This window comes from Streptomyces sp. NPDC036822 (genome assembly GCF_055609145.1).
In genome coordinates this window covers 868,888-888,985 of record NZ_JBVJPY010000001.1, presented here as the reverse complement: position 1 = coordinate 888,985, position 20,098 = coordinate 868,888, and the positions used below count along the sequence as shown (strand labels likewise).

Here is a 20,098-nt window from a genome sequence, read left to right as displayed (position 1 = left end):
TTTCGTGACGTTTGGCTCATCCTTCCACGGCGTACCTCAGCGGCGCACCGAGCATTTCCACGGCCCGTCAGCGCCGATCCGCAGCAGCCCGGGGCCGGACACGGCCGCGCTCACCCGCACCTCGCCGGTCCGGTCGACGAGGAGCTCCTGGTCCTCCGCGTCGTAGGCGGGCTCGAGCGGCGGGGTGTGCCGGTGGACGGTGAAGGGGGACTGGCCGTCGTGGACGAAGTCGAGGACGGCGGCCGGCCCGTCGTAGACGACGAGATCGTGGGCGACGCCCTCGATCTGGCTGTCGAAACGGCGGGCCCGGGCCAGCGGCAGGACCCGCAGGGTCCAGGGCGTGTCGGCCTCGACCCGCAGGGTCAGCGGCCGGCCGCGGGGGACGACGGCCACGGTCCGGGCGTGGACGTCGTCCTCGTAGGCCGTGAGCAGGAAGCCCTCGGCCCGGCCGTGCGCGTCGCAGGACTCGATGGTGGTCGAGAGGGAGTGGTACGACATGATCTCCAGGAGCGCCCACCCCGGCGGGAGGGCGGGGTCGCAGACCACGGTCTCCTTGCCCCGGCCCTGGTGGACGGAGGGCCGGAAGCCGTCCGGGGACGGATCGAGGAGGGCGGTGGCGGGGACGGCGTGGGCGGGCGGAGTGCCCGGCGCGAAGAGCGTGGCCGTCGACCGGCCGTACCCCGGGTCGGGGCCGGTGCCCGCCGGGAGGTGCCCCGGGGCCGTGAAGCGGGCCGGGGGGACGTACCCGGGGCCCGGGATGGGGGCCGGCGGGGCCTCGACCACGATGCCGAACTCCGTCGCCAGACCCGCCAGGCCCGAGCCGTAGCCCCGGCCCACGGCATGGAACGTCCAGTCGCCATCCCGCCGGTGGAACTCGCCGACGACGAACGCCGTCTCCGTCGTCGCCTCCCCGAAGGCGAAGTACGCCGCCGGGGCGCCCGTCGTGTCCGTGATCCGGAGATCCGGGGACGGGACCCGGCCGAACGCGCCCCCGTCCGCCGAGGCGGCGATCACCACGCGGGCGACGGCCGGCTCCAGCCGTGCCAGGTCGAGCCACAGCCAGTCGGCCGCCATCGAACCCGGCTCGCCCGGCGCCGACCGGCCCAGGTGCCGTACGGCGCCCGAAGGGTGCTCGCCGTGGTTGTAGAAGACGAGGTCGGCGTCGCCCCGCACCCGCCCGGCCGCGTCCAGCAGCAGCGCCGACACGTCCACGTCAGGCACGCCGTGTCCGGTCCGCCAGGCGACGGCGACCTGGAGGGCCCGGGTGGGCACCGGGACGGCGGCACCCTTCGGTATGTGGGTCATGGTCGGATCCTGTCACCGGACGCCCCGGGTCCGAACGCGTTGTCCGAATCCCGCCGGACGGTGACCAGGGAACGGCGACCGCCGGACGGCGACCGGGAACCGGTGGCCAGGGGGATCGGTGGCCAGGGAACGGCGACCGCCGGACGGTGGCCGGGGAACGCCGGAGGGGCGGCCGTCCTCCCGGACGGCCGCCCCTCGCGTACGGCGGTGGGGGTCAGCCCTTCAGCTCGGCCGCCACCAGCTCCGCGATCTGCACCGCGTTCAGCGCGGCACCCTTGCGGAGGTTGTCGTTGGAGACGAAGAGCGCCAGTCCGTTCTCGACGGTCTCGTCCACGCGGATGCGGCCGACGTACGACGCGTCCTTGCCGGCCGCCTGCAGCGGGGTCGGGATCTCCGAGAGCTCGACGCCCTCGGCGTCCTTCAGCAGCTCGTAGGCGCGCTCGACGCTGATCGGACGGTCGAAGCGGGCGTTCACCTGGAGGGAGTGGCCGGAGAAGACCGGGACCCGGACGCAGGTGCCGGAGACCTTGAGCTCCGGGATCTCCAGGATCTTGCGGGACTCGTTGCGGAGCTTCTGCTCCTCGTCGGTCTCGTGCGAGCCGTCGTCGACGAGGTTGCCCGCGAGCGGCAGGACGTTGAAGGCGATGGGGCGCTTGTAGACGCCGGGCTCGGGGTACGAGACGGCCTCGCCGTCGTGGGTGAGCTCGGTGGCGCGGTCGACGACGGCCTTGACCTGGCCGTCCAGCTCGGCGACACCGGCCACGCCCGAGCCGGAGACGGCCTGGTAGGTGGTGGCGACGAGGGCGGCCAGGCCGGCCTCCTGGTGGAGCGGCTTGAGGACCGGCATCGCGGCCATCGTGGTGCAGTTCGGGTTGGCGATGATCCCCTTGGGGCGGTCCTTGATCGCGTGCGGGTTGACCTCGGAGACGACCAGCGGGACCTCGGGGTCGCGCCGCCAGGCGGAGGAGTTGTCGATCACGACCGCGCCCTGGGAGGCGACCTTCTCGGCGAGCGCCTTGGAGGTCGCGCCACCGGCGGAGAAGAGCACGATGTCCAGGCCGGTGTAGTCGGCGGTGGACGCGTCCTCGACGGTGACCCCGTCGAGGACCGTGCCGGCGGAGCGGGAGGAGGCGAAGAGCCGCAGCTCGTCGAGCGGGAAGTTCCGCTCGGCCAGGATCCTGCGCATGACTGTGCCGACCTGACCGGTGGCTCCGACGATTCCGACCTTCACGGGGACTCCTCCGTACGTTTGTGCAGGGTGCTGCCGGTCCATGATGCGTATGGCACCGGGCGCCTTGTCCAATCCATTGTCCAAGGGTCGGGACATACGAAGGGCGGACGCCGGTTCCGGCGCCCGCCCTCCTACCCGCTCAGCGGGGTTTCACCGGTTGTTACGGCGTGACCTTGCCGATCACGACGCTGCCGGAGCCCGCGACCGTGCCGCGCGCGTTCACCAGCTGGACCTCGCCGAAGAACTGCCGGCCCTCGGGCGCGGCACCGGCGACCAGCACCGAGGCGCCGGCCTGGGCGCTCGCGCCGTTCGCCAGCTTGACCTGCTGGGCCGCGTCGACCTGGACGCTGCCGAGCGAGGCCGAGTAGTAGACGTCCTTGTAGTCGAAGGTCGTGCCACCCTCCGCCTGGACCGAGTACCCGTCGATCACGATCGTGTAGGTGCCCGGCGCCGGCTTGACCAGCGAGACGGCCTCCTCCGAGTCGCCGTCCGCCGCCTGGCCGACCTGCACGCCGTTCAGGAGGACGGTCAGGTCGAGGTCGGCGGCCTTGTCGGAGGTGTTGCCGATGGCCACGTCGAGCCGCTCCACGCCCTCACCGATGGTGACGGTCCTGGTCTGCTGCTCGTGGTGCCCGATGGTGGGGGTCTCGACCTTGGCCGAGCCCAGCGAGCCGCCCTTCAGCCGGCCGTCGATCGCGGCGAACTTGTTGGTGACCTTCCACTCGACGGCGGCCGGGGTGCCGACCTTCGCCTCGGCGACGGTCTGCACGGCCGGGTCGAAGTCGGCGCCCAGCACCGAGACGTCCAGCTTGTACGGGTTGTCGAGGTCGGGCGAGGTGCGGCGCGCCTCGACCTCGATCTCCCAGACGCCCGGCGTCGGGTTGGCGTACGAGCGGAGGTCCGCACGGCAGCCGTTGCCCGGGTTGTAGTGCGGGTAGCACACGTTGGAGGCGGTCGACTCGATGGCCACGCCGTACGGGTGGATCGCGATGAACCGGGTCTGGCTCTTCTCCTTGAGACCGCCGATGGCGACCTCCAGGGTCTTGGCGCCCTCCGGCACGTTCACGAAGTACGACTTGTGGCTGTTGCGCTGGACCGAGCCGGCGGCGGCGAAGCCGTAACCGGGGGCGGCCAGGTCGCTCGCGACGACGACGGTGGACAGGATCTGCTTGTCCACGCCCTCGGTGCGCTCGTCGTCCAGCTCCAGGATGGCGCTGTGGACGCCGGCCGTGCGCGGCAGCGCCTCGACCTTCACGGTCACCGGCTTGTTCAGCGGCAGTGTGATGTGGTCGTACGCGGTGGCGGCCCGGAAGGTGCCGTCGTTGTACTTCCAGTTCAGCTCGTGACGCACGCCCCACGCCGGGCCCGAGGTACGGGTGACGGTGACGTTGTACGTCTTCTTCTGGCCCGTCTTGAGGCCGCCCTCACGGTCGTACACACCGGTGCCGGTGTGCGGGGCCGGGAAGATCGCGGTGTCGACCGGGGCCTCGACCTTGTAGGCGTGCGCCGTGGCGCCGTCCTCGATCGAGTCCCAGGCGTCCTCGATGTCGATGCGGCCCGAGCCCTGCTCGTGCGCGGCGACACCGGGGATCCGCTCGGCGGTCGAGGTGAGCGCCGTGCGCAGGGTCAGCGGGTCGAGCTCGATGCGCTTCTGCTTCGCGGCGGAGAGCAGCAGCGCGCTCGCGCCGGCGACCTGCGGGGAGGACATCGAGGTGCCGTTGAGCATCCCGTAGCCCGCGGGCAGCACGTAGCCGGACTCGGGAACGCCCGCCCCGTCCTGCCAGGTCGGGATGGTGTTCACGGCCGAGCCCGGACCGGTGATGGTCGGGGTGAAGCCGCCGTCCTCACGCGGGCCGCGCGAGGAGAAGGGGAACATGGCGTACGACTTGGTGACGGCCGAGCCGTAGTTGGCGGCCCAGGTCTCCTTGGAGATGGCCGCGCCGACCGAGACGACCTTGTCGGCCAGGCCGGGGTCGCCGATCGTGTTGATGCCCGGGCCGGAGTTGCCGGCCGAGATGACCAGCTGCACGCCGTACTCGTCGATCAGACGGGTGTAGAGGCGGGAGCGGACGTTGTCGCCGTCGTTCTGCGCGGGCAGGCCGCCGATCGACATGTTGACGATGTCGACGCCGCGGTTGACGACGAGGTCGGTCATGCCCTCGGTCAGCGCGGTGTTGGTGCAGCCGCCGGTCCAGGTGCAGGCCCGCGAGGAGACGATCTTCGCGCCGGGGGCGGCGCCGTTCATCCTGCCGCCGAAGAGGCTGTGCGCGGCGGTGATGCCGGCGACGTGCGTGCCGTGCGAGGACTCGACGATGCCGATGTTGACGAAGTCGCGCTTCTGGCCGACCCAGGTCCCGCCGAGCGGGTCCATCGCGACGTCCTTGCGGATCTCCACGACGAAGGGGGTCTTCTCGACGACGCCGGTGGCCGGGTTGTCGGTACCGAAGTAGCCGACCTGGTACCCGTCCTTGTACGGCTTCATCGGCGCGTTGTCCGTGAAGTCGTTGTTCTGGTCGGTGTCCACGCGGACGGTGCCGGCGGCCGGGTCGTACAGCATGCCGAAGACGTCGGTGGTGTCGCCGTCGCGGTTGATGTCACCGGCCGGGTCGCCGCCCGCGGTGATCGACTCGGTGAAGCGGCTGAACTGGTAGGAGCCCTCGGGCGCCTTCCAGGACTGCGCCGAGGCGGTGAAGACGGGGCCGGTGACCGGGGCGTTCTGGGCGCGCCAGGTGGCGTCGCCCTCGGTCAGCGGGTCGGTGGCGGTGACCCAGTCGACGATCTTGCGCTCGCCGGTGGTGGTCTTCTGCAGCGCCGGGTGACCGAGGTCGACACCGGAGTCGAGGATGCCGATGGTCACGCCGCGGCCGTCGGCCTTGGGGTTGTCCTCGACGAACTCGACCGCGCCCGTCTCGTGGGACGGGTTGTACGGGTTCTTCGCCGGGGTGTTCTTGCCGGGGGCCGGGTACGTCGTGGTGACGGTCGTGCCCTCGACGGCGCCCGTGGTGCCCGCGTCGGGGGTCGGGTCGTCCAGCTTGATCTCGGCCTGGAGGTCGATCGACTGGACGGAGGAGAGCTTGGTGGCCGCCGTGATGGCGGCGTCCGCCTTGCCGGTCGGCAGGGTGGCGCGGACGTAGCCGAGCTTGTCGTCCTGCCGTCCGACCGAGGCGCCCGGGACGGCGTCGAGCTGGCCCGCGACCTGCTCGGTGGCGCCGGGGGCGGTGGCGACGAGGAGGGTGACGTTCTTCTCGCCGGTGGCCTCGGCCTCGGACAGCCGCTGGGCGTCGGTCGCGCCGAGCTTGTCCGCGGAGTCGGAGGCCTTGACCGGGGGAGTGGTCGCCGGGTCCTCGGCGGCCAGGACCGGAGCAGCGCCGGCCGCGATGAGCGCGGTCACCAGTCCGGCGGCGGCGGCGATGCGCGCCGCACGTCTGTGCCCGGAGGTCGAGCGCCCGGGTATGGAGCTCTGAGTTTCGGGGGTGGTCATTTACATCCCTGGTTGTGAAAGAAGAGGGTCCGGATTTCGGTACCGGATGACCGCTCAGCCTTTCGTACCGCACAGGGGTTTGGGGAGAGCTAACCGGTGGCGGGATGCGCTGGTGGCGCACATCCGCCACTGCGGGACATGCGCCACGAGGGATGAATCGCCCTGAACCGGGGCGAGTTGCCGACCCCGGTAGGGGGACTAGTTGTCTTTTGTACGAGCATAGTGCCGCGATGCCTTGGCCCGGTTTCCGCAGATCGCCATGGAGCACCACCGCCGGGTGCCGTTCCGGGAGGTGTCGAAGAAGTGCAGGATGCAGGCCTCGTGGGCGCAGGCCCGGATGCGGTCGGGGGCGGCGCGCAGCAGGTCGAGGTAGTCGCGGGCGGCCGTCCAGCCGGGGCCCCAGGCGGCCTCCTCGAATTCGGCCTCCTCGCCCGGCCCTTCCGGGGTGAGGGTGGCGCGGATCCGGCCGTGGTCGAGGACGGCGTCGACGCGGGCGGTCGCGGCGGGGTCGCCGGGACGGTCCACGAGCCCGGCGAGGGCGTCGCGGGCGGCCAGCGTGTGCCGCAGGGTGGCCGCGTCGGCGCGGAAGCGGTCGCCGAGCCCGTTGGCCGCGAGCCAGATCGCGAGCCCTTCGGTGCCGGTGAGCAGGTCCTGGCGTACCCCGTCCTCGTTCCAGCGGGTGTTGAGCAGGTCGAGGGAGACCGGCTCACCGATGAGCGGCCGGGGATCCGAAGCGGTCATGGCGGGCACCTTCCTCGTCGAGCTAACCCCTCAAGGGTACGTGACCGGTTGACGCTCGCCCGGACTAACCCCTAAAGTCTCAGTGAGGGGTTACCCCCGGCGTCGCGGGAGCCCGTCACGGCCAATCCGCCCCTGACCCAGGACCCTTCATGACGACTGCCCCGCCCTCCGGCTCCGCCTCGGCCTCCGTTCCGGCCCCCGATCCCGCCGCGTCCCCCGCCGTCCCGGCCCCCGCTCCCGCCCGCCCCCGGCCGCCCGCCCGGCCCCGGGTGCGGGTGGTCGCCCTGGCCACCGCCGTCAGCGTCACCGCGCTCCTCGTCCTCGTCGCCGTCGGCGCCGTCCTGCACGAGCCCCTGCTCATCCCCCCGCTCGCCGCGAGCATGGCCCTCGTGGCCGGCGCGCCCGACCTGCCGCTCTCCCAGCCGCGCTCGGTCGTCGGCGGCCAGCTCTTCTCCGCGCTGACCGGCTTCGCCGTCCTCGCCGTCGCCGGCCCCGGCATCTGGGGCGCCGCCGTCGCCGGCGGCCTCGCGCTCGGCGTGATGATGCTGGCCCGCACACCGCACTCGCCCGCCGCGGCGACCGCCGTGATCGTCGCCCTCCAGGACCCTCCCTTCCTCCTCTTCCTCGCCCTTCTCGCCCTCGCCGCCCTCCTCCTCGTCGCCGTCGGCGTGGTCGGCGCCCGCGTCTCAGGGCGCGCCTATCCGACGTACTGGTTCTGACCCCTCCACCGCCCCCGCCCCCTCTAACCTCGCCGTATGAAGACGGAGTTGAGGGTGGCGGCCTACGCCGTGTGCGTCCGTGACGAGGAGATCCTGCTCGCCCGCTGGGTGGCCGGCGACGGCAGCAGGAAGTGGACTCTGCCCGGCGGCGGCATGGACCACGGCGAGGAGCCGGTCCAGACTGTCGTCCGGGAGGTCGAGGAGGAGACCGGGTACCTCACGGAACCCACGGCCCTCCTCGGCATCGACTCGATCCGCCGGTCCTGGTCGCGCCGACTCGCCGGGCCCGGCGACTTCCAGGGGCTGCGGATCCTCTACGAGGCCCGCGTCACCGGCGGCTCCCTGCGCCACGAGACCGGCGGCTCCACCGACCTCGCCGCCTGGCACCCCCTCACCGACGTTCCCGGCCTCGTCCGCGTCGAACTGGTCGACATCGGACTGGACTTGTGGCGGGAACGCCCCCCGGTCGGACGCTCCCGGCTCACCGGTCCCGGGAACGGCTGAAACCCGCTCAACCGTCCCGGCCCGCTCAACCCTCCCGTGCGTCCCGCGGTCCCCTCCCCCGACCGCAGCACACACACCAGGGGAGCCCCGCACATGTCAGTCATACGCACCACCACCCGCACCGTCCTCGCGGCCACCGCCGTGGCCGCGCTCACCGCCACCGCGCTCGCGGCGCCCGCCGCCGCGGCCACGAGCCCCCAGCAGCGGGACCGGCACGCCGCCACACAGCAGGCCCTGGACGCGGCGGCCGAGGCGGGAGTGCCCGGAGCCGTTGCCCAGGCCCGTGTCGGACGGGCCGGCTGGACGGGCACGGCCGGGGAGCGCGGGGGTCAGGACCGCTACCGGGTCGGCTCCATCACCAAGACGTTCGTCGCCACGGTCCTCCTCCAGCTCCAGGCGGAGGGCCGCCTCGACCTCGACGACACCGTCGAGAAGTGGCTGCCCGGCGTCGTCCGCGGCAACGGCCACGACGGCCGGAAGATCACCGTCCGTCAGCTCCTCAACCACACCAGCGGCGTCTACAGCGTCACCAGCGACCCGGGCTTCCAGGAGAAGGTCTTCGGCCCGGCCTTCCTCGAGCACCGCTACGACACCTGGACCCCCCGGCAGCTCGTCGCCGTCGCCATGAACCACGCGCCGGACTTCGCCCCCGGTACCGCCTGGAACTACTCCAATACCAACTACGTCCTGGCCGGCATGGTGGTGGAGAAGGCGACCGGCCGTCCGTACGGAAAGGAGGTCGAGCGGCGGATCCTCAAGCCGCTGAAGCTGCGCGCCACCAGCGTCCCCGGCACGAGGGCCACGATGCCCCAGCCGAGTTCACGCGCCTACTCGACGCTCTCGATCGATCCCGACGCCACGACGGTCCACGACGTCACCGAGCTGAACCCGTCCCTCGCCTACGCGGCGGGTGAGATGATCTCCGACTCCAACGACCTGCAGACCTTCTACCGTGCCCTGCTCAGGGGCAAGCTGCTGCCGAAGGCCGAACTGCGCGAGATGACGGACGCCGTGGCGGTCGGCGCCGAGGCGCCGGGCATGGCGTACGGACTCGGGCTGATGCGGCAGAAGCTCAGCTGCGACAAGGAGATCTGGGGCCACGGCGGAGGCATCCACGGCTCCGTGTCCGAGGCCCACGTCACGCGGGACGGCACGCACTCGCTCGCCCTGAACCTGAACGCCGACTGGACGGGTGACAGCCAGGCGGTCGTCGAGGCCGAGTTCTGCGGCACCCCGCCGAAGAAGTAGCCGCTAACGGGGCAGGACGACGACGTAGGCGGCGGGCTGCCGGTCCGAGGCGGCCATCAGGGCCGTGCGGATGACGGTGGCCTGCTGGTCCATCGCCTCCCGCAGCTTGCGGGGAGTGATATGGACCACCGTGATCCCCAGCCGCTCCAGGTGCTCGCGCTTGCGGGTGTACTCCGACCACAGCGCGTCGTCGTCCTGCCGCGGCGCCCGGGTGTCCAGCTCCACCGCCACCGCCTGGTCCGGCCAGTAGGCGTCGAGACCGCCCAGGTGCGGGCCGCCGGGCAGGCGCAGGTCCACGTTCCACAGCGGGTCGGGCAGCGCGAACTCCCGCACCATCTCGTAGAGACGCTCCTCGGCGAGGGACCGGCCCTCGGCGAGCAGCGAATCCACCGCGTCCACCACATGGGGCCGGGTCAGCAGCCGCTCCCGGTTCAACTCCCTGACCACCGTGCCCGGTTCGCAGTGCCCGCCGCGTACCGCCTCGGTGAGCAGCAGGCGTACCTCCGCCGGGTCGCTCATGGCGGCGACCGCGTCGGCGAGCGCCCGGGCGACCGGCGCCACGGGCACCGCGTCGATCTCCAGCGGCGCGGGGAGCTCCTGGGTGCGCACGACCCGCACCGAGGCGGTGGAGCGCAGCCGGCGGGTGCGGGGCACCAGCACGTCGATCCGGTCGACGGAGGGCAGCGGGGGAGCGGAGTCGAAGCGGTGCAGCGCGAGCGCGGCGAGCCCGGTGATCATCGCCTCGGGCGTCTGGGGCGGCAGGCAGCCGCGGTGCCGGGCGTACCGCAGCGCCTCCTGGAGCCGGTCGTGGCCGGTGAGGGGGAGGGGGCGGGGGGTGATGGGGGTGTTGTGGTTCATGCCGGGGGTCTTCCGCCGCCGGACCGTCCGCTAACCGCTGTTACAAGGCCGTCGACATTTAGGGACAAGCTCGCCCTAAAGTACGCGCGTTCGAGTGCCGATCAGAGCCCGCCCTCGCGGGACCCCGGACAGCACCCGGCCCCGGCCGCGAGCACCGCTCGCCACCGGGGCCGGGGCCCGCCGTTCCTCAGCCGGCCAGACCGTCGCAGGCCTGGGCGCGCAGCGCCCTCGCCAGGTCGTCCCGGGACTCGATGACGAGCCGGCGCAGGGCCGGCGCGGCCGTCGCGTGCGCGTCGAGCCACGCGTCCGTCGCCGCCAGGGTCTCCTCGCTGTCCCGCAGGCCCGGGAAGAGTCCCCGCACCACGTCCATCCCGATCTGGATCGACCGGTCCGCCCACAGCCGCTCGATCGCCGCGAAGTACTTGTCCGCGTACGGCGCGATCAGCTCGCGCTGGGAGGGCTGGACGAACCCCGCGATCGTCGCCTCGACGAGCGCGTTCGACAGCGCGTCCGACTCGACGACCTGAGCCCAGGCCTGCGCCTTGACCGCGGCCGAGGGCCGGGCCGCCAGACAGCGCACCTGGTGCCGCTTGCCGGTCGCCGTGTCGTCCCGGGCCAGCTCCGCGTCGATCCGCGCCTCGTCGGCCCGGCCGTGCGTGGCGAGCGGCGTGAGGAACGACCAGCGCAGCTCCTGGTCGACGTCGAGACCGTCGATCTTCGCGGTGCCGTCGATCAGCCCCTCCAGCAGCTGGAAGTCCGCGTCCGACGAGGAGGCCGCCGCGAAGAACCGCGCCCAGGTCAGCTGGTGCTCGCTGCCCGGCTCGGCCAGCCGCAGCTCGCGCAGACCGCCCTCGGCGAGCAGCCGCCCGCCCGCCGCGCGCCAGGCCGGCGCCGCGTAGTGGGTGACCGCCGACTGGGCCCAGGCGTGCACCATCTGCAGCACGCCGATGTCCGTCTCGCGGCCCGCGAACTCCAGCACGATCGCCACGAAGTCCCGGGCCGGCATCAGACCGTCCCGCGTCAGGTTCCACAGCGCCGACCAGCACAGCGCGCGCGCCAGCGGGTCGGTGATGTCCCCCAGGTGCGCCCGCAGGGTGGCCAGCGACCCCTCGTCGAAGCGGATCTTGCAGTACGTGAGGTCGTCGTCGTTGACGAGGGTCAGCGCCGGCCGCGCCTCGCCCGCCAGCTCCGGCACCACCGTCCGGACGCCGGTGACGTCCGTCTCGGTCTGGGCGTACCGCACCAGTGCGCCCTCAGGCGACAGCCCGTACAGGCCCACCCGCACCCGGTGCGGGCGCAGCTCCTCGCCGTCCTGGACGACGGCCAGCTCGGTGATCCGGCCCTCGGCGTCGTACGTCAGCACCGGCGTCAGCGTGTTGACCCCGGAGGTCTGGAGCCAGGAGCGCGACCACACCTTCATGTCCCGGCCGGAGGTCTCCTCCAGGACGGACAGGAGGTCCGTCAGGCGCGTGTTGCCGTACGCGTGGCGCTTGAAGTAGCGGCGCGCGCCCTCCAGGAAGGCGTCCCGTCCGGCGTAGGCCACCAGCTGCTTGAGGACCGAGGCGCCCTTGGCGTAGGTGATCCCGTCGAAGTTCAGCTTGGCGTCCTCCAGGTCACGGATGTCGGCCGTGATCGGATGGGTGGACGGCAGCTGGTCGGCGCGGTAGGCCCACGCCTTGCGGTTGTTGGCGAACGTCACCCAGCTGTTGGTGAAGCGGGTCGCCTCCGCCAGCGAGAACGAGCCCATGAAGTCGGCGAAGGACTCCTTCAGCCACAGGTCGTCCCACCACACCATGGTGACCAGGTCGCCGAACCACATGTGCGCCATCTCGTGCAGGATGACGTTCGCCCGGCGCTCGTACGCCGCCTGCGTCACCTTGCCCCGGTAGATGTACTCCTCGCGGAAGGTCACCATGCCGGGGTTCTCCATCGCGCCGAGGTTGTACTCGGGGACGAAGGCCTGGTCGTACTTCCCGAAGGGGTAGGGGAAGTCGAAGTTGTCGTGGAAGAAGTCGAAGCCCTGCTTGGTGATCAGGAAGACGTCGTCCGCGTCGAAGTGCTTCGCGAGCCCCTTGCGGCACATCGCGCCGAGCGGGATCTCGACGTCCCCGCGCCGGTAGGTGTCCGTCACGTAGTGGTACGGCCCCGCGACGACGCAGGTGATGTACGTGGAGATCGGCGCGGTCTCCGCGAACCGCCACACGCCGTCCGCGCCCTTCTCGCCCGCTCCGTTCGACCAGACCGTCCAGTCGTCGGGCGCGGTCACCTCGAAGCGGTAAGGCGCCTTCAGGTCGGGCTGCTCGAAGTTCGCGTACACCCGCCGGGAGTCGGCCGGCTCGTACTGCGTATAGAGGTAGACCTCGTCGTCCTCGGGGTCGACGAAGCGGTGCATGCCCTCGCCGGTCCGGCTGTAGGCGCACTGGGCGTCCACGACCAGGACGTTCTCGTCGGCCAGTCCGTCCAGCGCGATCCGCGAGCCGTCGAACACGACGGCGGGGTCCAGCGCCCGGCCGTTCAGCTCCACCGACGTCACGGCGGGGGCGATCAGGTCGACGAACGTGGCCGAGCCCGTGCCCGTCCGGCGGAAGCGGATCGTCGTCACCGAGCGGAAGGTCCGCACCCTCGCCCCGCCCTCGACGGCGGCACCGCCGTCCCCGGGCTCGCCGACCGCCGACCGCAGATCGAGGGCGACCTGGTACCCGTCGACGGTCAGCAGCTCGGCCCGCTCGCGGGCCTCGTCGCGGGACAGATTCTCTCCGGGCACGGTCACTCCTTCGTGGCTCGTTCGAAACAGCACCGATCCTCCCATGTGCCACTGTCGCCGGGCACGCGGGGAATGCGTCCGCCGCGCGGTGGCGTTGCTCCCTCTGGCGTACGGATATCCGTCAGACAGCCATGCGCGAGCGATTCACGAGGAGTGACATGTCCGAGAGCAGGACCACCGCCGACTTCTGGTTCGACCCGCTGTGCCCTTGGGCCTGGATGACCTCCCGTTGGATGCTGGAGGTGGAGAAGGTGCGCCCGGTCGACGTCCGCTGGAAGGTCATGAGCCTGGCCGTCCTCAACGAGAACCGCCTCGACGAGCTTCCGGCGGAGTACCGCGACATGCTGGAGACCAAGGCGTGGGGCCCGGTCCGCGTGGTGACGGCGGCCCAGCAGCTGCACGGCGACGAGGTCGTCGGCAAGCTCTACACCGCGCTCGGCAACCGCTTCCACAACAACGGCGAGGGCCCCACCCGCGAGGCCATCGCCGCCGCCCTCGCCGACGTGGGCCTGCCGGCCGACCTGGTCGAGTACGCCGACAAGGACACGTACGACAGCGAGCTGCGCGCCTCCCACAAGGAGGGCATCGAGAAGGTCGGCCAGGACGTCGGCACGCCGGTCATCTCCGTCCCGGGCGCGGACGGCGACGAGGTCGCCTTCTTCGGCCCCGTGGTCACGCCCACGCCGCGCGGCGAGGCGGCGGCCCGGCTGTGGGACGGCACGCTGCTCGTCGCGGCGACGCCCGGCTTCTACGAGATCAAGCGCACGCGGACGGCGGCGCCGAGCTTCGAGTAGCCGCCCCCGGGCCGTCGTGCCCGCTCCAGGGAAGAACCCCCGTGACGCACGTCGTCACGGGGGTTCCTCTTTCATCCGTCCGCACGCGAAGGCTGAGAAGACGCTCACGAGCAGGACGACGGGGGTTCCGATCCCGGAGGGATCAGAAGGAGATCAGCGGCACGGAGCTCCGGGCCGCCTGGTAGCGCCTGTTCACGTCCTGCCAGTTGACGACCTGCCACATGGCCTCGATGAAGTCCACCTTCTGGTTCTTGTACTGCAGGTAGAAGGCGTGCTCCCAGGCGTCGAAGACGAGGACCGGGACCGAGCCCTGGCCGACGTTGCCCTGGTGGTCGTAAACCTGCTCGACGATCAGCCGGCCGCTGATCGGCTCGTAGGCGAGCACACCCCAGCCGGAGCCCTGGGTGGTCGCGGACGCCTTGGTCAGCTGCGCCTTGAACGCGGCGAAGGAGCCGAAGGACTCGGTGATCGCGTCCGCGAGCTCACCGACACCGTCGGCGGCGAGCGGCTCGCCACCCCCGCCCTCCTTCGGGCTGTTCATGTTGTTCCAGTAGATGCTGTGCAGGATGTGGCCGGAGAGGTGGAACGCGAGGTTCTTCTCCAGGCCGTTGAGCGAGCCCCACTGCTCCTTGTCGCGCGCCTCTTCCAGCTGCTCCAGGGTGTCGTTCGCCCCCTTGACGTAAGCGGCGTGGTGCTTGTCGTGGTGCAGCTCGATGATCTGCGGGTTGATCACCGGCTCCAGCGCCGCGTAGTCGTACGGCAGTTCCGGAAGGGTGTAGATCGCCATGGGCCGAGCCTCTCGCCGCCGGTTCTTATTGCAACCAATGTGCAAGTGCAGGCTAACAGCAGCAGTGCCCGGAAGTGATCAGTCCTTCGCCCTAGGACTCGCGTCGCACTCCCCGGCCCGGACGGCGCCGGGAGAGCGCCGGAGAAACGCGAAGAGCCCCCGGAGCGACGCGTCCGGGGGCTCTTCGCCGTACGAGGGGCGGGGTCAGGCGTCCTGCGGTGCCCGCCCGCGCGCCTTCTGCAGGGCGAAGCCGGCGACGGCGAGCAGCAGGGTCAGCCCGCCCGTCCAGTACAGCTGCACGCGGGTGCCCTCGTCGCGCGCCATCAGGAAGAAGATCGCCGCCATGCCCACCAGGGCCACCCAGGTCAGCACCGGGTACGCCCACATCTTCACGACCAGCTTCTCCGGCGCCTCCCGCTCGGTCCTGCGGCGCAGCAGCAGCTGCGATACGGCGATGAAGAACCAGACGACGAGGATGATCGCGCCGATGGTGTTCAGCAGCCAGATGAAGATGTCGTTCGGCCGCCAGTAGCTGAGCAGCACGCACGCGAAGCCGAAGACCGAGGAGACCAGCACGGCCGGGCGCGGCACGCCGCCGAACGTACGGCCCAGCGCCTTCGGGCCCTGGCCGCGGGCGACCAGGGAGGTGGCCATCCGGGACGCGCCGTAGATGTTGGCGTTCATCGCCGACAGCAGCGCGATCAGGACGACCACGTTCATGATCTGGCCGGCGGCGGGGATGCCCAGGTGGTCGAGGGTCGCGACGTACGGACCCTTCTCGACGACCGCCTTGTCGCCCCACGGGACGAGGGTGACGATGACCGCCATCGAGCCGATATAGAAGAGCGCGATGCGCCACATCGCCGTACGGACCGCCTTGGCGACGCCCTGGACGGGGTGCTCGGACTCGGCCGCGGCGATGGTGACGGTCTCCAGACCGCCGTACGCGAAGACGGAGGCGAGCAGACCGACGATCAGCCCCTCGGAGCCGTTCGGGAAGAACCCGCCCTCGCCGGTGAGGTTCGTCGCGCCGGGGGCCTCCGAGCCGGGCAGGGCCCCGACGATAGCGAGCACGCCGATGCCGAGGAAGAGGACGATCGCGCCCACCTTGAGCGCGGCGAACCAGAACTCGAACTCGCCGAAGTTCTTCACGGCCGCCAGGTTGGTGCCGCAGAACACCAGCATGAAAAGGGCCACCCACGCCCACTCCGGGGTGCCGGGGAACCAGCCGGTCATGATCTTCGCGGCGCCGATGCCCTCCAGGCCGACGGCCACGCAGAGCAGGAACCAGAAGGCCCAGCCCGCGGTGAATCCGGCCCACGGGCCGATGGCCCGTTCCGCGTGGACGGAGAAGGAGCCGGAGGCCGGGTTGGCCGCCGACATCTCCCCGAGCATCCGCATCACGAGCATCACGAGCAGCCCGGAGATCGCGTACGCGACGACGATCGAGGGGCCGGCGGCGGCGATGCCCGCCCCGGAGCCGACGAAGAGGCCCGCCCCGATGACGCCCCCGAGGGCGATCATCGAGAGATGGCGCTGCTTGAGGCCGTGGGTGAGGCCGGAGGAGGGAGTCGGGCCGTCGTCCTTGCGGTCGACGGGCGCGGGCGCGGTGGTCCGGGACATGGGCCGCCCTGTTCATTGGCCGGTAGCGGGGGAACGCGCCACAGTCTGGGCGGGGGCACCGCTCACAGGGAACAGATGTCCGCTATACGGGCACGAGCTTCACACAAGGTGAAGATTCATCTCCGCTTCGTGCGCAGCTCCCGCACCCAGGCCACCAGCAGCACGGCCCCGGTGGCCGCGCCCGACCACAGCACCTGCGGCCGCGAGCCCTCGTCGGCCAGCATCAGCACCAGGACGGCTCCCATCGCGGCCAGCGCCGTCCAGGTCAGCCAGGGGAACCCCCACATCCGCAAGGTGAGGGTCTGCGGCGCCGCGCGCTCGATCCGGGGGCGCAGCCTCAGCTGCGAGACCGCGATCAGGGCCCACACGAAGAGGAGTACGGCCCCCACCGCGTTGAGCATGTAGAGGAACACCGAATCCGGCCACTTCAGATTGAGCAGCACCGAGACGAAGCCGAAGGCGACCGAGGCGAGCACGGCGCGCCGCGGCACCCCTCCGCCCGAGACCTCCAGCAGGCCCCGGGGCGCCTCACCGCGCTCGGCGAGCGAGAAGACCATCCGGGACGAGCCGTAGAGGTTCGCGTTGAGCGCGGAGAGCAACGCCACGAACACCACGATGTTCATGATCTGGCCGGCCGCCGGGACCCCGATCGCGTCCAGGACGGCGACGTAGGGCGACTGCCCCGGCACGATCGAGGTCCACGGCAGCAGGGTCACGATCACCAGCATCGAACCGACGTAGAAGAGGAGGATCCGCCAGACCGCGCTGCGTACCGCCCGCGCCACGTTGCGCGCCGGGTCGTCCGACTCCGCGGCCGCGATCGTGACGACCTCCAGGCCGCCGAAGGCGAAGACGACGGCGAGGACGCCGGAGACCACGCCCTCCCACCCGGCCGGCAGGAAACCGCCCTGCCCCGACAGGTTCCTCATCCCCACCGGGTCCGTGTCCGGCAGCCATCCGACGACCGCGAGGACGCCCAGGGCGAGGAAGAGGACGATCGCCCCGACCTTGAGCGCGGCGAACCAGAACTCGAATTCGCCGAAGTTCCGCACCGCCGCGAGATTGGCGACGGTGAACACGATCATGAACAGCAGCACCCAGCCCCACTGCGGAATCCCCGGCACCCAGCCGTGGGCGATCCGGGCCGCGCCGGTCGCCTCCACGGCGAGCACCACCACCAGCAGGAACCAGTACAGCCAGCCCACGGAGAAGCCCGCCCACCAGCCGAGCGCCCGCTCGGCGTGCACGGAGAAGGCGCCCGAGGCGGGCATCGCCGCCGACATCTCCCCGAGCATCCGCATGATCAGCAGGGCGAGGACGCCCGCGATCAGGTACGAGAGCACGATGCCGGGCCCGGCGACCGCGATTCCCGCGCCGGAGCCGACGAAGAGGCCGGCGCCGATCACGCCGCCCAGGCCCAGCATCGTCAGATGACGCTGCTTCAGCCCGTGGGACAGGGGCTCCGGTTCGGGAGCGAGGGGCGCCGGGGAGGCGGGTGGTGCTTCGCGCATGAAGGGCTCGTGCTCTCGGAACGTTTTATGGAGACCGCACAGTCTCCCTGGTGAGCCTCCGTCGGCGCAAAAGGGACCTCTCGCGCAGCCTTCCCCGTGACAAGCGTCACGTAGCGCGAGGCCGGGAGGCGGACCTTTGTGTGATCTCCACGAAACCCTCAACCTCCGCTTTGTCCAGGGCTGATGGTGATCGAGCGTTCACTCCTCGACTACGGTCGAGCTGTCCGTCCTCCCCCCGCCCCGCGGGCGCGGGGGACCCCACCTCACCCCCCGCGGAGTACCGATGTCCACCGCCGTCGCCCCCGTCCGTCCCCTGCGCGCCGGCACGGTGCTGGCCGACCTCCTGCCGTCCCCCAGGCTCCTCGCTCGGGGAGAGGCCGCCGGCCGCACCCGCGACCTCGCGCTCGTCGCCGGCGGCGCCGTCCTCACCGGCGTGGCCGCCCAGATCGCCGTCCCGGTCCCCGGCTCCCCGGTCCCGGTCTCCGGGCAGACCTTCGCGGCGCTGCTGGTCGGCACGGCCCTCGGTGCCCGCCGCGGCTTCCTCGCCCTGGCCGTGTACACGCTCGTCGGCATGGCGGGCGTGCCGTGGTTCGCCCAGGCCACCTCCGGGTACGGCATGCCGTCCTTCGGCTATCTCCTCGGCATGGTGCTCGCCGCCGCCGTCGTCGGCGCCCTCGCCCGGCGCGGAGCCGACCGCTCCGTGCTCCGCACGGCGGGCGCGATGGCGCTCGGCTCCCTGATCATCTACGCGGTCGGCGTCCCCTACCTGGCCCTCGCCACCGGGATGACGCTGCCGCAGGCGGTCGCCGCCGGCCTGACCCCGTTCCTGATCGGCGACGCCCTCAAGGCGGCTCTCGCGATGGGTCTCCTGCCGACCGCGTGGAAGCTCATCGGCCGCAAGGGCTGACAGCTCCCTTCCTGCCGACGACATGAAGAAGCTCTCCGTTCCCGAGGTGATCGGTGTACGGAGAGCTTCTTCGTGTCCCCGCCCCTGACGGGGTCGGTCGGACGGGGACCACGGGTGCGGTCGGCCGCGCGCCGGCTGCCCGTCGGCGGGCGCGCGGCCGTCGGTCAGCGGGCGATCTCGTCCGGGGAGGCCTTCGCGAACCGGTCCTTGACCAGCGCGATCACCAGGACCAGGGCCGCCACCAGCAGGGAGAGCACGACCTGCTCGCGGGCGCTGCCGCCGTCGTAGATCATGTAGCCGAGGACGAAGACGATCATCGCGATGGTCGCCCAGGTCAGGTACGGGAAGAGCCACATCCGCACGACCAGCTTCTCGGGCGTCTCGCGCAGGATGATCCCGCGCATCCGCAGCTGGGTCACGCAGATGACCAGCCAGACGAAGAGCGCGACGGCGCCGGAGGAGTTCAGCAGGAAGGCGAAGACCGTGTCGGGCCACTGGTAGTTGAAGAAGACCGCGACGAAGCCGAAGACCACCGACGAGAGGATGGCGGCCGTCGGCACGCCCCGCTTGTTGGCCTTGGCGAACGCCTTCGGCGCGTCACCGCGCTGCCCGAGCGAGAACGCCATGCGCGAGGCGGTGTAGAGGCCCGAGTTCAGGCAGGACAGGACGGCGGTCAGCACGATCACGTTCATGACCTGCCCGGCGTGCGGGATGCCGATGGAGTCGAGGGCGGCGACGTACGAGCCCTTCTCGACGATCGACTTGTCGTTCCACGGCAGCAGCGTCAGGACGACGAAGATCGAGCCCAGGTAGAAGACGCCGATCCGCCAGATCACGCTGTTGGTGGCCTTGGTGACGGCCTTCTGCGGGTCCTCGGACTCGCCGGCGGCCAGGGTGACGATCTCGCTGCCCATGAAGGAGAAGACGACCATCAGTACACCGGTGAGGATCGCTCCCGCGCCCATGGGGAGGAAGCCCCCGGCGTCGCTGAGGTGAGCGAAGCCCGCGCCCGGGTTGTCCGACCCCGGCAGCACGCCGAAGACCGCGAGGAGACCGACCACGACGAAGGCGGCGATCGCGACGACCTTGATCCCGGCGAACCAGAACTCGAACTCCCCGTAGGAGGAGACGGAGGCGAGGTTGGTCGCGGTCAGCACCACCATGACGATGAGCGCCCAGGCCCACTGCGGGACGGCCGGGATCCACGACTCCAGGATCACCGCGCCGGCGGTCGCCTCGACGGCGAGCACGACGACCCAGAAGAACCAGTACAGCCAGCCGATGGTGAATCCGGCCCAACGTCCCAGCGCCTGGTCGGCGTAGGCCGAGAAGGAGCCGGACGACGGCCGCGCCGCCGCCATCTCGCCGAGCATGCGCATCACGAAGACGACCATGGTGCCGACGAGTGCGTAGGAGAGGAGGATGGCGGGACCGGCCGCGGCGATGCCGGAACCGGAGCCGACGAACAGGCCGGCGCCGATGACGCCACCGATGGCGATCATCGAGAGATGGCGGTTCTTGAGACCGGCCTTGAGTCCGTCGGAAGGCTGGGAATCACCGGGGTTACCGGTGGTATTGCCTTCCTTCGCAAGGGTCGGCTGCGTGGTCATGAACGCTTCCTTACG

Annotated in this window: 15 protein-coding genes; 5 read left to right on the top strand and 10 right to left on the bottom strand. The window is 71.4% G+C overall.

Annotated features, from left to right (window positions below; all coding sequences use genetic code 11):
• Positions 1-36: 36 nt before the first annotated feature.
• From ACZ68P_RS04090 to ACZ68P_RS04075, 4 genes are all read right to left on the bottom strand, one after another.
• Positions 37-1,305 (bottom strand): TerD family protein, encoded by a 1,269-nt coding sequence (locus tag ACZ68P_RS04090; RefSeq protein WP_471002177.1) that lies wholly within the window; start codon positions 1,303-1,305, stop codon positions 37-39.
• Positions 1,306-1,519: 214 nt separating this feature from the next.
• Positions 1,520-2,536 (bottom strand): aspartate-semialdehyde dehydrogenase, encoded by a 1,017-nt coding sequence (locus ACZ68P_RS04085; RefSeq protein WP_471002174.1) that lies wholly within the window; start codon positions 2,534-2,536, stop codon positions 1,520-1,522.
• A gap of 160 nt (positions 2,537-2,696) precedes the next feature.
• Entirely contained in the window at positions 2,697-6,017 is a 3,321-nt protein-coding gene (locus ACZ68P_RS04080; RefSeq protein ID WP_471002171.1) for a S8 family serine peptidase, read from the bottom strand.
• A 198-nt stretch (positions 6,018-6,215) separates the two neighbouring features.
• Entirely contained in the window at positions 6,216-6,758 is a 543-nt protein-coding gene (locus tag ACZ68P_RS04075) for a CGNR zinc finger domain-containing protein (RefSeq protein ID WP_471002169.1), read from the bottom strand.
• A 149-nt stretch (positions 6,759-6,907) separates the two neighbouring features.
• Between ACZ68P_RS04075 and ACZ68P_RS04070 the strand changes: the two genes are divergently transcribed.
• The 3 genes from ACZ68P_RS04070 to ACZ68P_RS04060 all read left to right on the top strand — a co-directional run bounded on the left by ACZ68P_RS04070 (position 6,908) and on the right by ACZ68P_RS04060 (position 9,229).
• Complete coding sequence (locus ACZ68P_RS04070) at positions 6,908-7,477, top strand: HPP family protein (protein WP_471002166.1); 570 nt, start codon at positions 6,908-6,910, stop codon at positions 7,475-7,477.
• A 36-nt stretch (positions 7,478-7,513) separates the two neighbouring features.
• Positions 7,514-7,981 (top strand): NUDIX hydrolase, encoded by a 468-nt coding sequence (locus tag ACZ68P_RS04065; RefSeq protein WP_471002163.1) that lies wholly within the window; start codon positions 7,514-7,516, stop codon positions 7,979-7,981.
• Between the two features lie 93 nt (positions 7,982-8,074).
• The gene (locus ACZ68P_RS04060; RefSeq protein ID WP_471002160.1) at positions 8,075-9,229 is read left to right on the top strand and encodes a serine hydrolase domain-containing protein; all 1,155 of its coding nucleotides are present in this window, start codon (positions 8,075-8,077) and stop codon (positions 9,227-9,229) included.
• 3 nt (positions 9,230-9,232) lie between these two features.
• Here the strand turns inward: ACZ68P_RS04060 and ACZ68P_RS04055 are convergent, their stop codons facing one another.
• Together ACZ68P_RS04055 and pepN are read right to left on the bottom strand one after the other, a co-directional pair.
• A complete protein-coding gene (locus tag ACZ68P_RS04055; RefSeq protein ID WP_471002157.1) occupies positions 9,233-10,087 on the bottom strand; it encodes a hypothetical protein in 855 nt (284 codons plus the stop codon).
• A gap of 187 nt (positions 10,088-10,274) precedes the next feature.
• Complete coding sequence (gene pepN, locus ACZ68P_RS04050; protein ID WP_471002154.1) at positions 10,275-12,851, bottom strand: aminopeptidase N; 2,577 nt, start codon at positions 12,849-12,851, stop codon at positions 10,275-10,277.
• A gap of 158 nt (positions 12,852-13,009) precedes the next feature.
• Here pepN and ACZ68P_RS04045 point away from each other — a divergent pair, with 158 nt between their 5' ends.
• A complete protein-coding gene (locus ACZ68P_RS04045) occupies positions 13,010-13,645 on the top strand; it encodes a mycothiol-dependent nitroreductase Rv2466c family protein (protein WP_471002151.1) in 636 nt (211 codons plus the stop codon).
• A 142-nt stretch (positions 13,646-13,787) separates the two neighbouring features.
• Here ACZ68P_RS04045 and ACZ68P_RS04040 read toward each other — a convergent pair whose 3' ends face one another.
• The 3 genes from ACZ68P_RS04040 to ACZ68P_RS04030 all read right to left on the bottom strand — a co-directional run bounded on the left by ACZ68P_RS04040 (position 13,788) and on the right by ACZ68P_RS04030 (position 17,566).
• The gene (locus ACZ68P_RS04040; RefSeq protein WP_471002148.1) at positions 13,788-14,432 is read right to left on the bottom strand and encodes a superoxide dismutase; all 645 of its coding nucleotides are present in this window, start codon (positions 14,430-14,432) and stop codon (positions 13,788-13,790) included.
• A 204-nt stretch (positions 14,433-14,636) separates the two neighbouring features.
• Positions 14,637-16,055, bottom strand: a complete 1,419-nt coding sequence (locus ACZ68P_RS04035) for an amino acid permease (protein WP_471002145.1) — start codon at positions 16,053-16,055, stop codon at positions 14,637-14,639.
• A gap of 116 nt (positions 16,056-16,171) precedes the next feature.
• Positions 16,172-17,566: an amino acid permease gene (locus ACZ68P_RS04030; protein ID WP_471002142.1), complete on the bottom strand. Its 1,395-nt coding sequence runs from the start codon at positions 17,564-17,566 to the stop codon at positions 16,172-16,174.
• Positions 17,567-17,849: 283 nt separating this feature from the next.
• Here ACZ68P_RS04030 and ACZ68P_RS04025 point away from each other — a divergent pair, with 283 nt between their 5' ends.
• Positions 17,850-18,473: a biotin transporter BioY gene (locus tag ACZ68P_RS04025; protein WP_471002139.1), complete on the top strand. Its 624-nt coding sequence runs from the start codon at positions 17,850-17,852 to the stop codon at positions 18,471-18,473.
• 164 nt (positions 18,474-18,637) lie between these two features.
• Here ACZ68P_RS04025 and ACZ68P_RS04020 read toward each other — a convergent pair whose 3' ends face one another.
• The gene (locus tag ACZ68P_RS04020; protein ID WP_471002137.1) at positions 18,638-20,083 is read right to left on the bottom strand and encodes an amino acid permease; all 1,446 of its coding nucleotides are present in this window, start codon (positions 20,081-20,083) and stop codon (positions 18,638-18,640) included.
• Positions 20,084-20,098: the final 15 nt, after the last annotated feature.

What these genes read in the sequence shown, in the direction of transcription:
- ACZ68P_RS04055 (WP_471002157.1), bottom strand. Translation starts at nt 10,087, where the DNA reads ATGAACCACAACACCCCCATCACCCCCCGCCCCCTCCCCCTCACCGGC.
- ACZ68P_RS04035 (WP_471002145.1), bottom strand. Translation starts at nt 16,055, where the DNA reads ATGTCCCGGACCACCGCGCCCGCGCCCGTCGACCGCAAGGACGACGGC.
- ACZ68P_RS04025 (WP_471002139.1), top strand. Translation starts at nt 17,850, where the DNA reads ATGTCCACCGCCGTCGCCCCCGTCCGTCCCCTGCGCGCCGGCACGGTG.
- ACZ68P_RS04065 (WP_471002163.1), top strand. Translation starts at nt 7,514, where the DNA reads ATGAAGACGGAGTTGAGGGTGGCGGCCTACGCCGTGTGCGTCCGTGAC.
- ACZ68P_RS04045 (WP_471002151.1), top strand. Translation starts at nt 13,010, where the DNA reads ATGTCCGAGAGCAGGACCACCGCCGACTTCTGGTTCGACCCGCTGTGC.
- ACZ68P_RS04075 (WP_471002169.1), bottom strand. Translation starts at nt 6,758, where the DNA reads ATGACCGCTTCGGATCCCCGGCCGCTCATCGGTGAGCCGGTCTCCCTC.
- ACZ68P_RS04040 (WP_471002148.1), bottom strand. Translation starts at nt 14,432, where the DNA reads ATGGCGATCTACACCCTTCCGGAACTGCCGTACGACTACGCGGCGCTG.
- ACZ68P_RS04080 (WP_471002171.1), bottom strand. Translation starts at nt 6,017, where the DNA reads ATGACCACCCCCGAAACTCAGAGCTCCATACCCGGGCGCTCGACCTCC.
- ACZ68P_RS04030 (WP_471002142.1), bottom strand. Translation starts at nt 17,566, where the DNA reads ATGCGCGAAGCACCACCCGCCTCCCCGGCGCCCCTCGCTCCCGAACCG.
- ACZ68P_RS04090 (WP_471002177.1), bottom strand. Translation starts at nt 1,305, where the DNA reads ATGACCCACATACCGAAGGGTGCCGCCGTCCCGGTGCCCACCCGGGCC.
- ACZ68P_RS04020 (WP_471002137.1), bottom strand. Translation starts at nt 20,083, where the DNA reads ATGACCACGCAGCCGACCCTTGCGAAGGAAGGCAATACCACCGGTAAC.
- ACZ68P_RS04060 (WP_471002160.1), top strand. Translation starts at nt 8,075, where the DNA reads ATGTCAGTCATACGCACCACCACCCGCACCGTCCTCGCGGCCACCGCC.
- ACZ68P_RS04070 (WP_471002166.1), top strand. Translation starts at nt 6,908, where the DNA reads ATGACGACTGCCCCGCCCTCCGGCTCCGCCTCGGCCTCCGTTCCGGCC.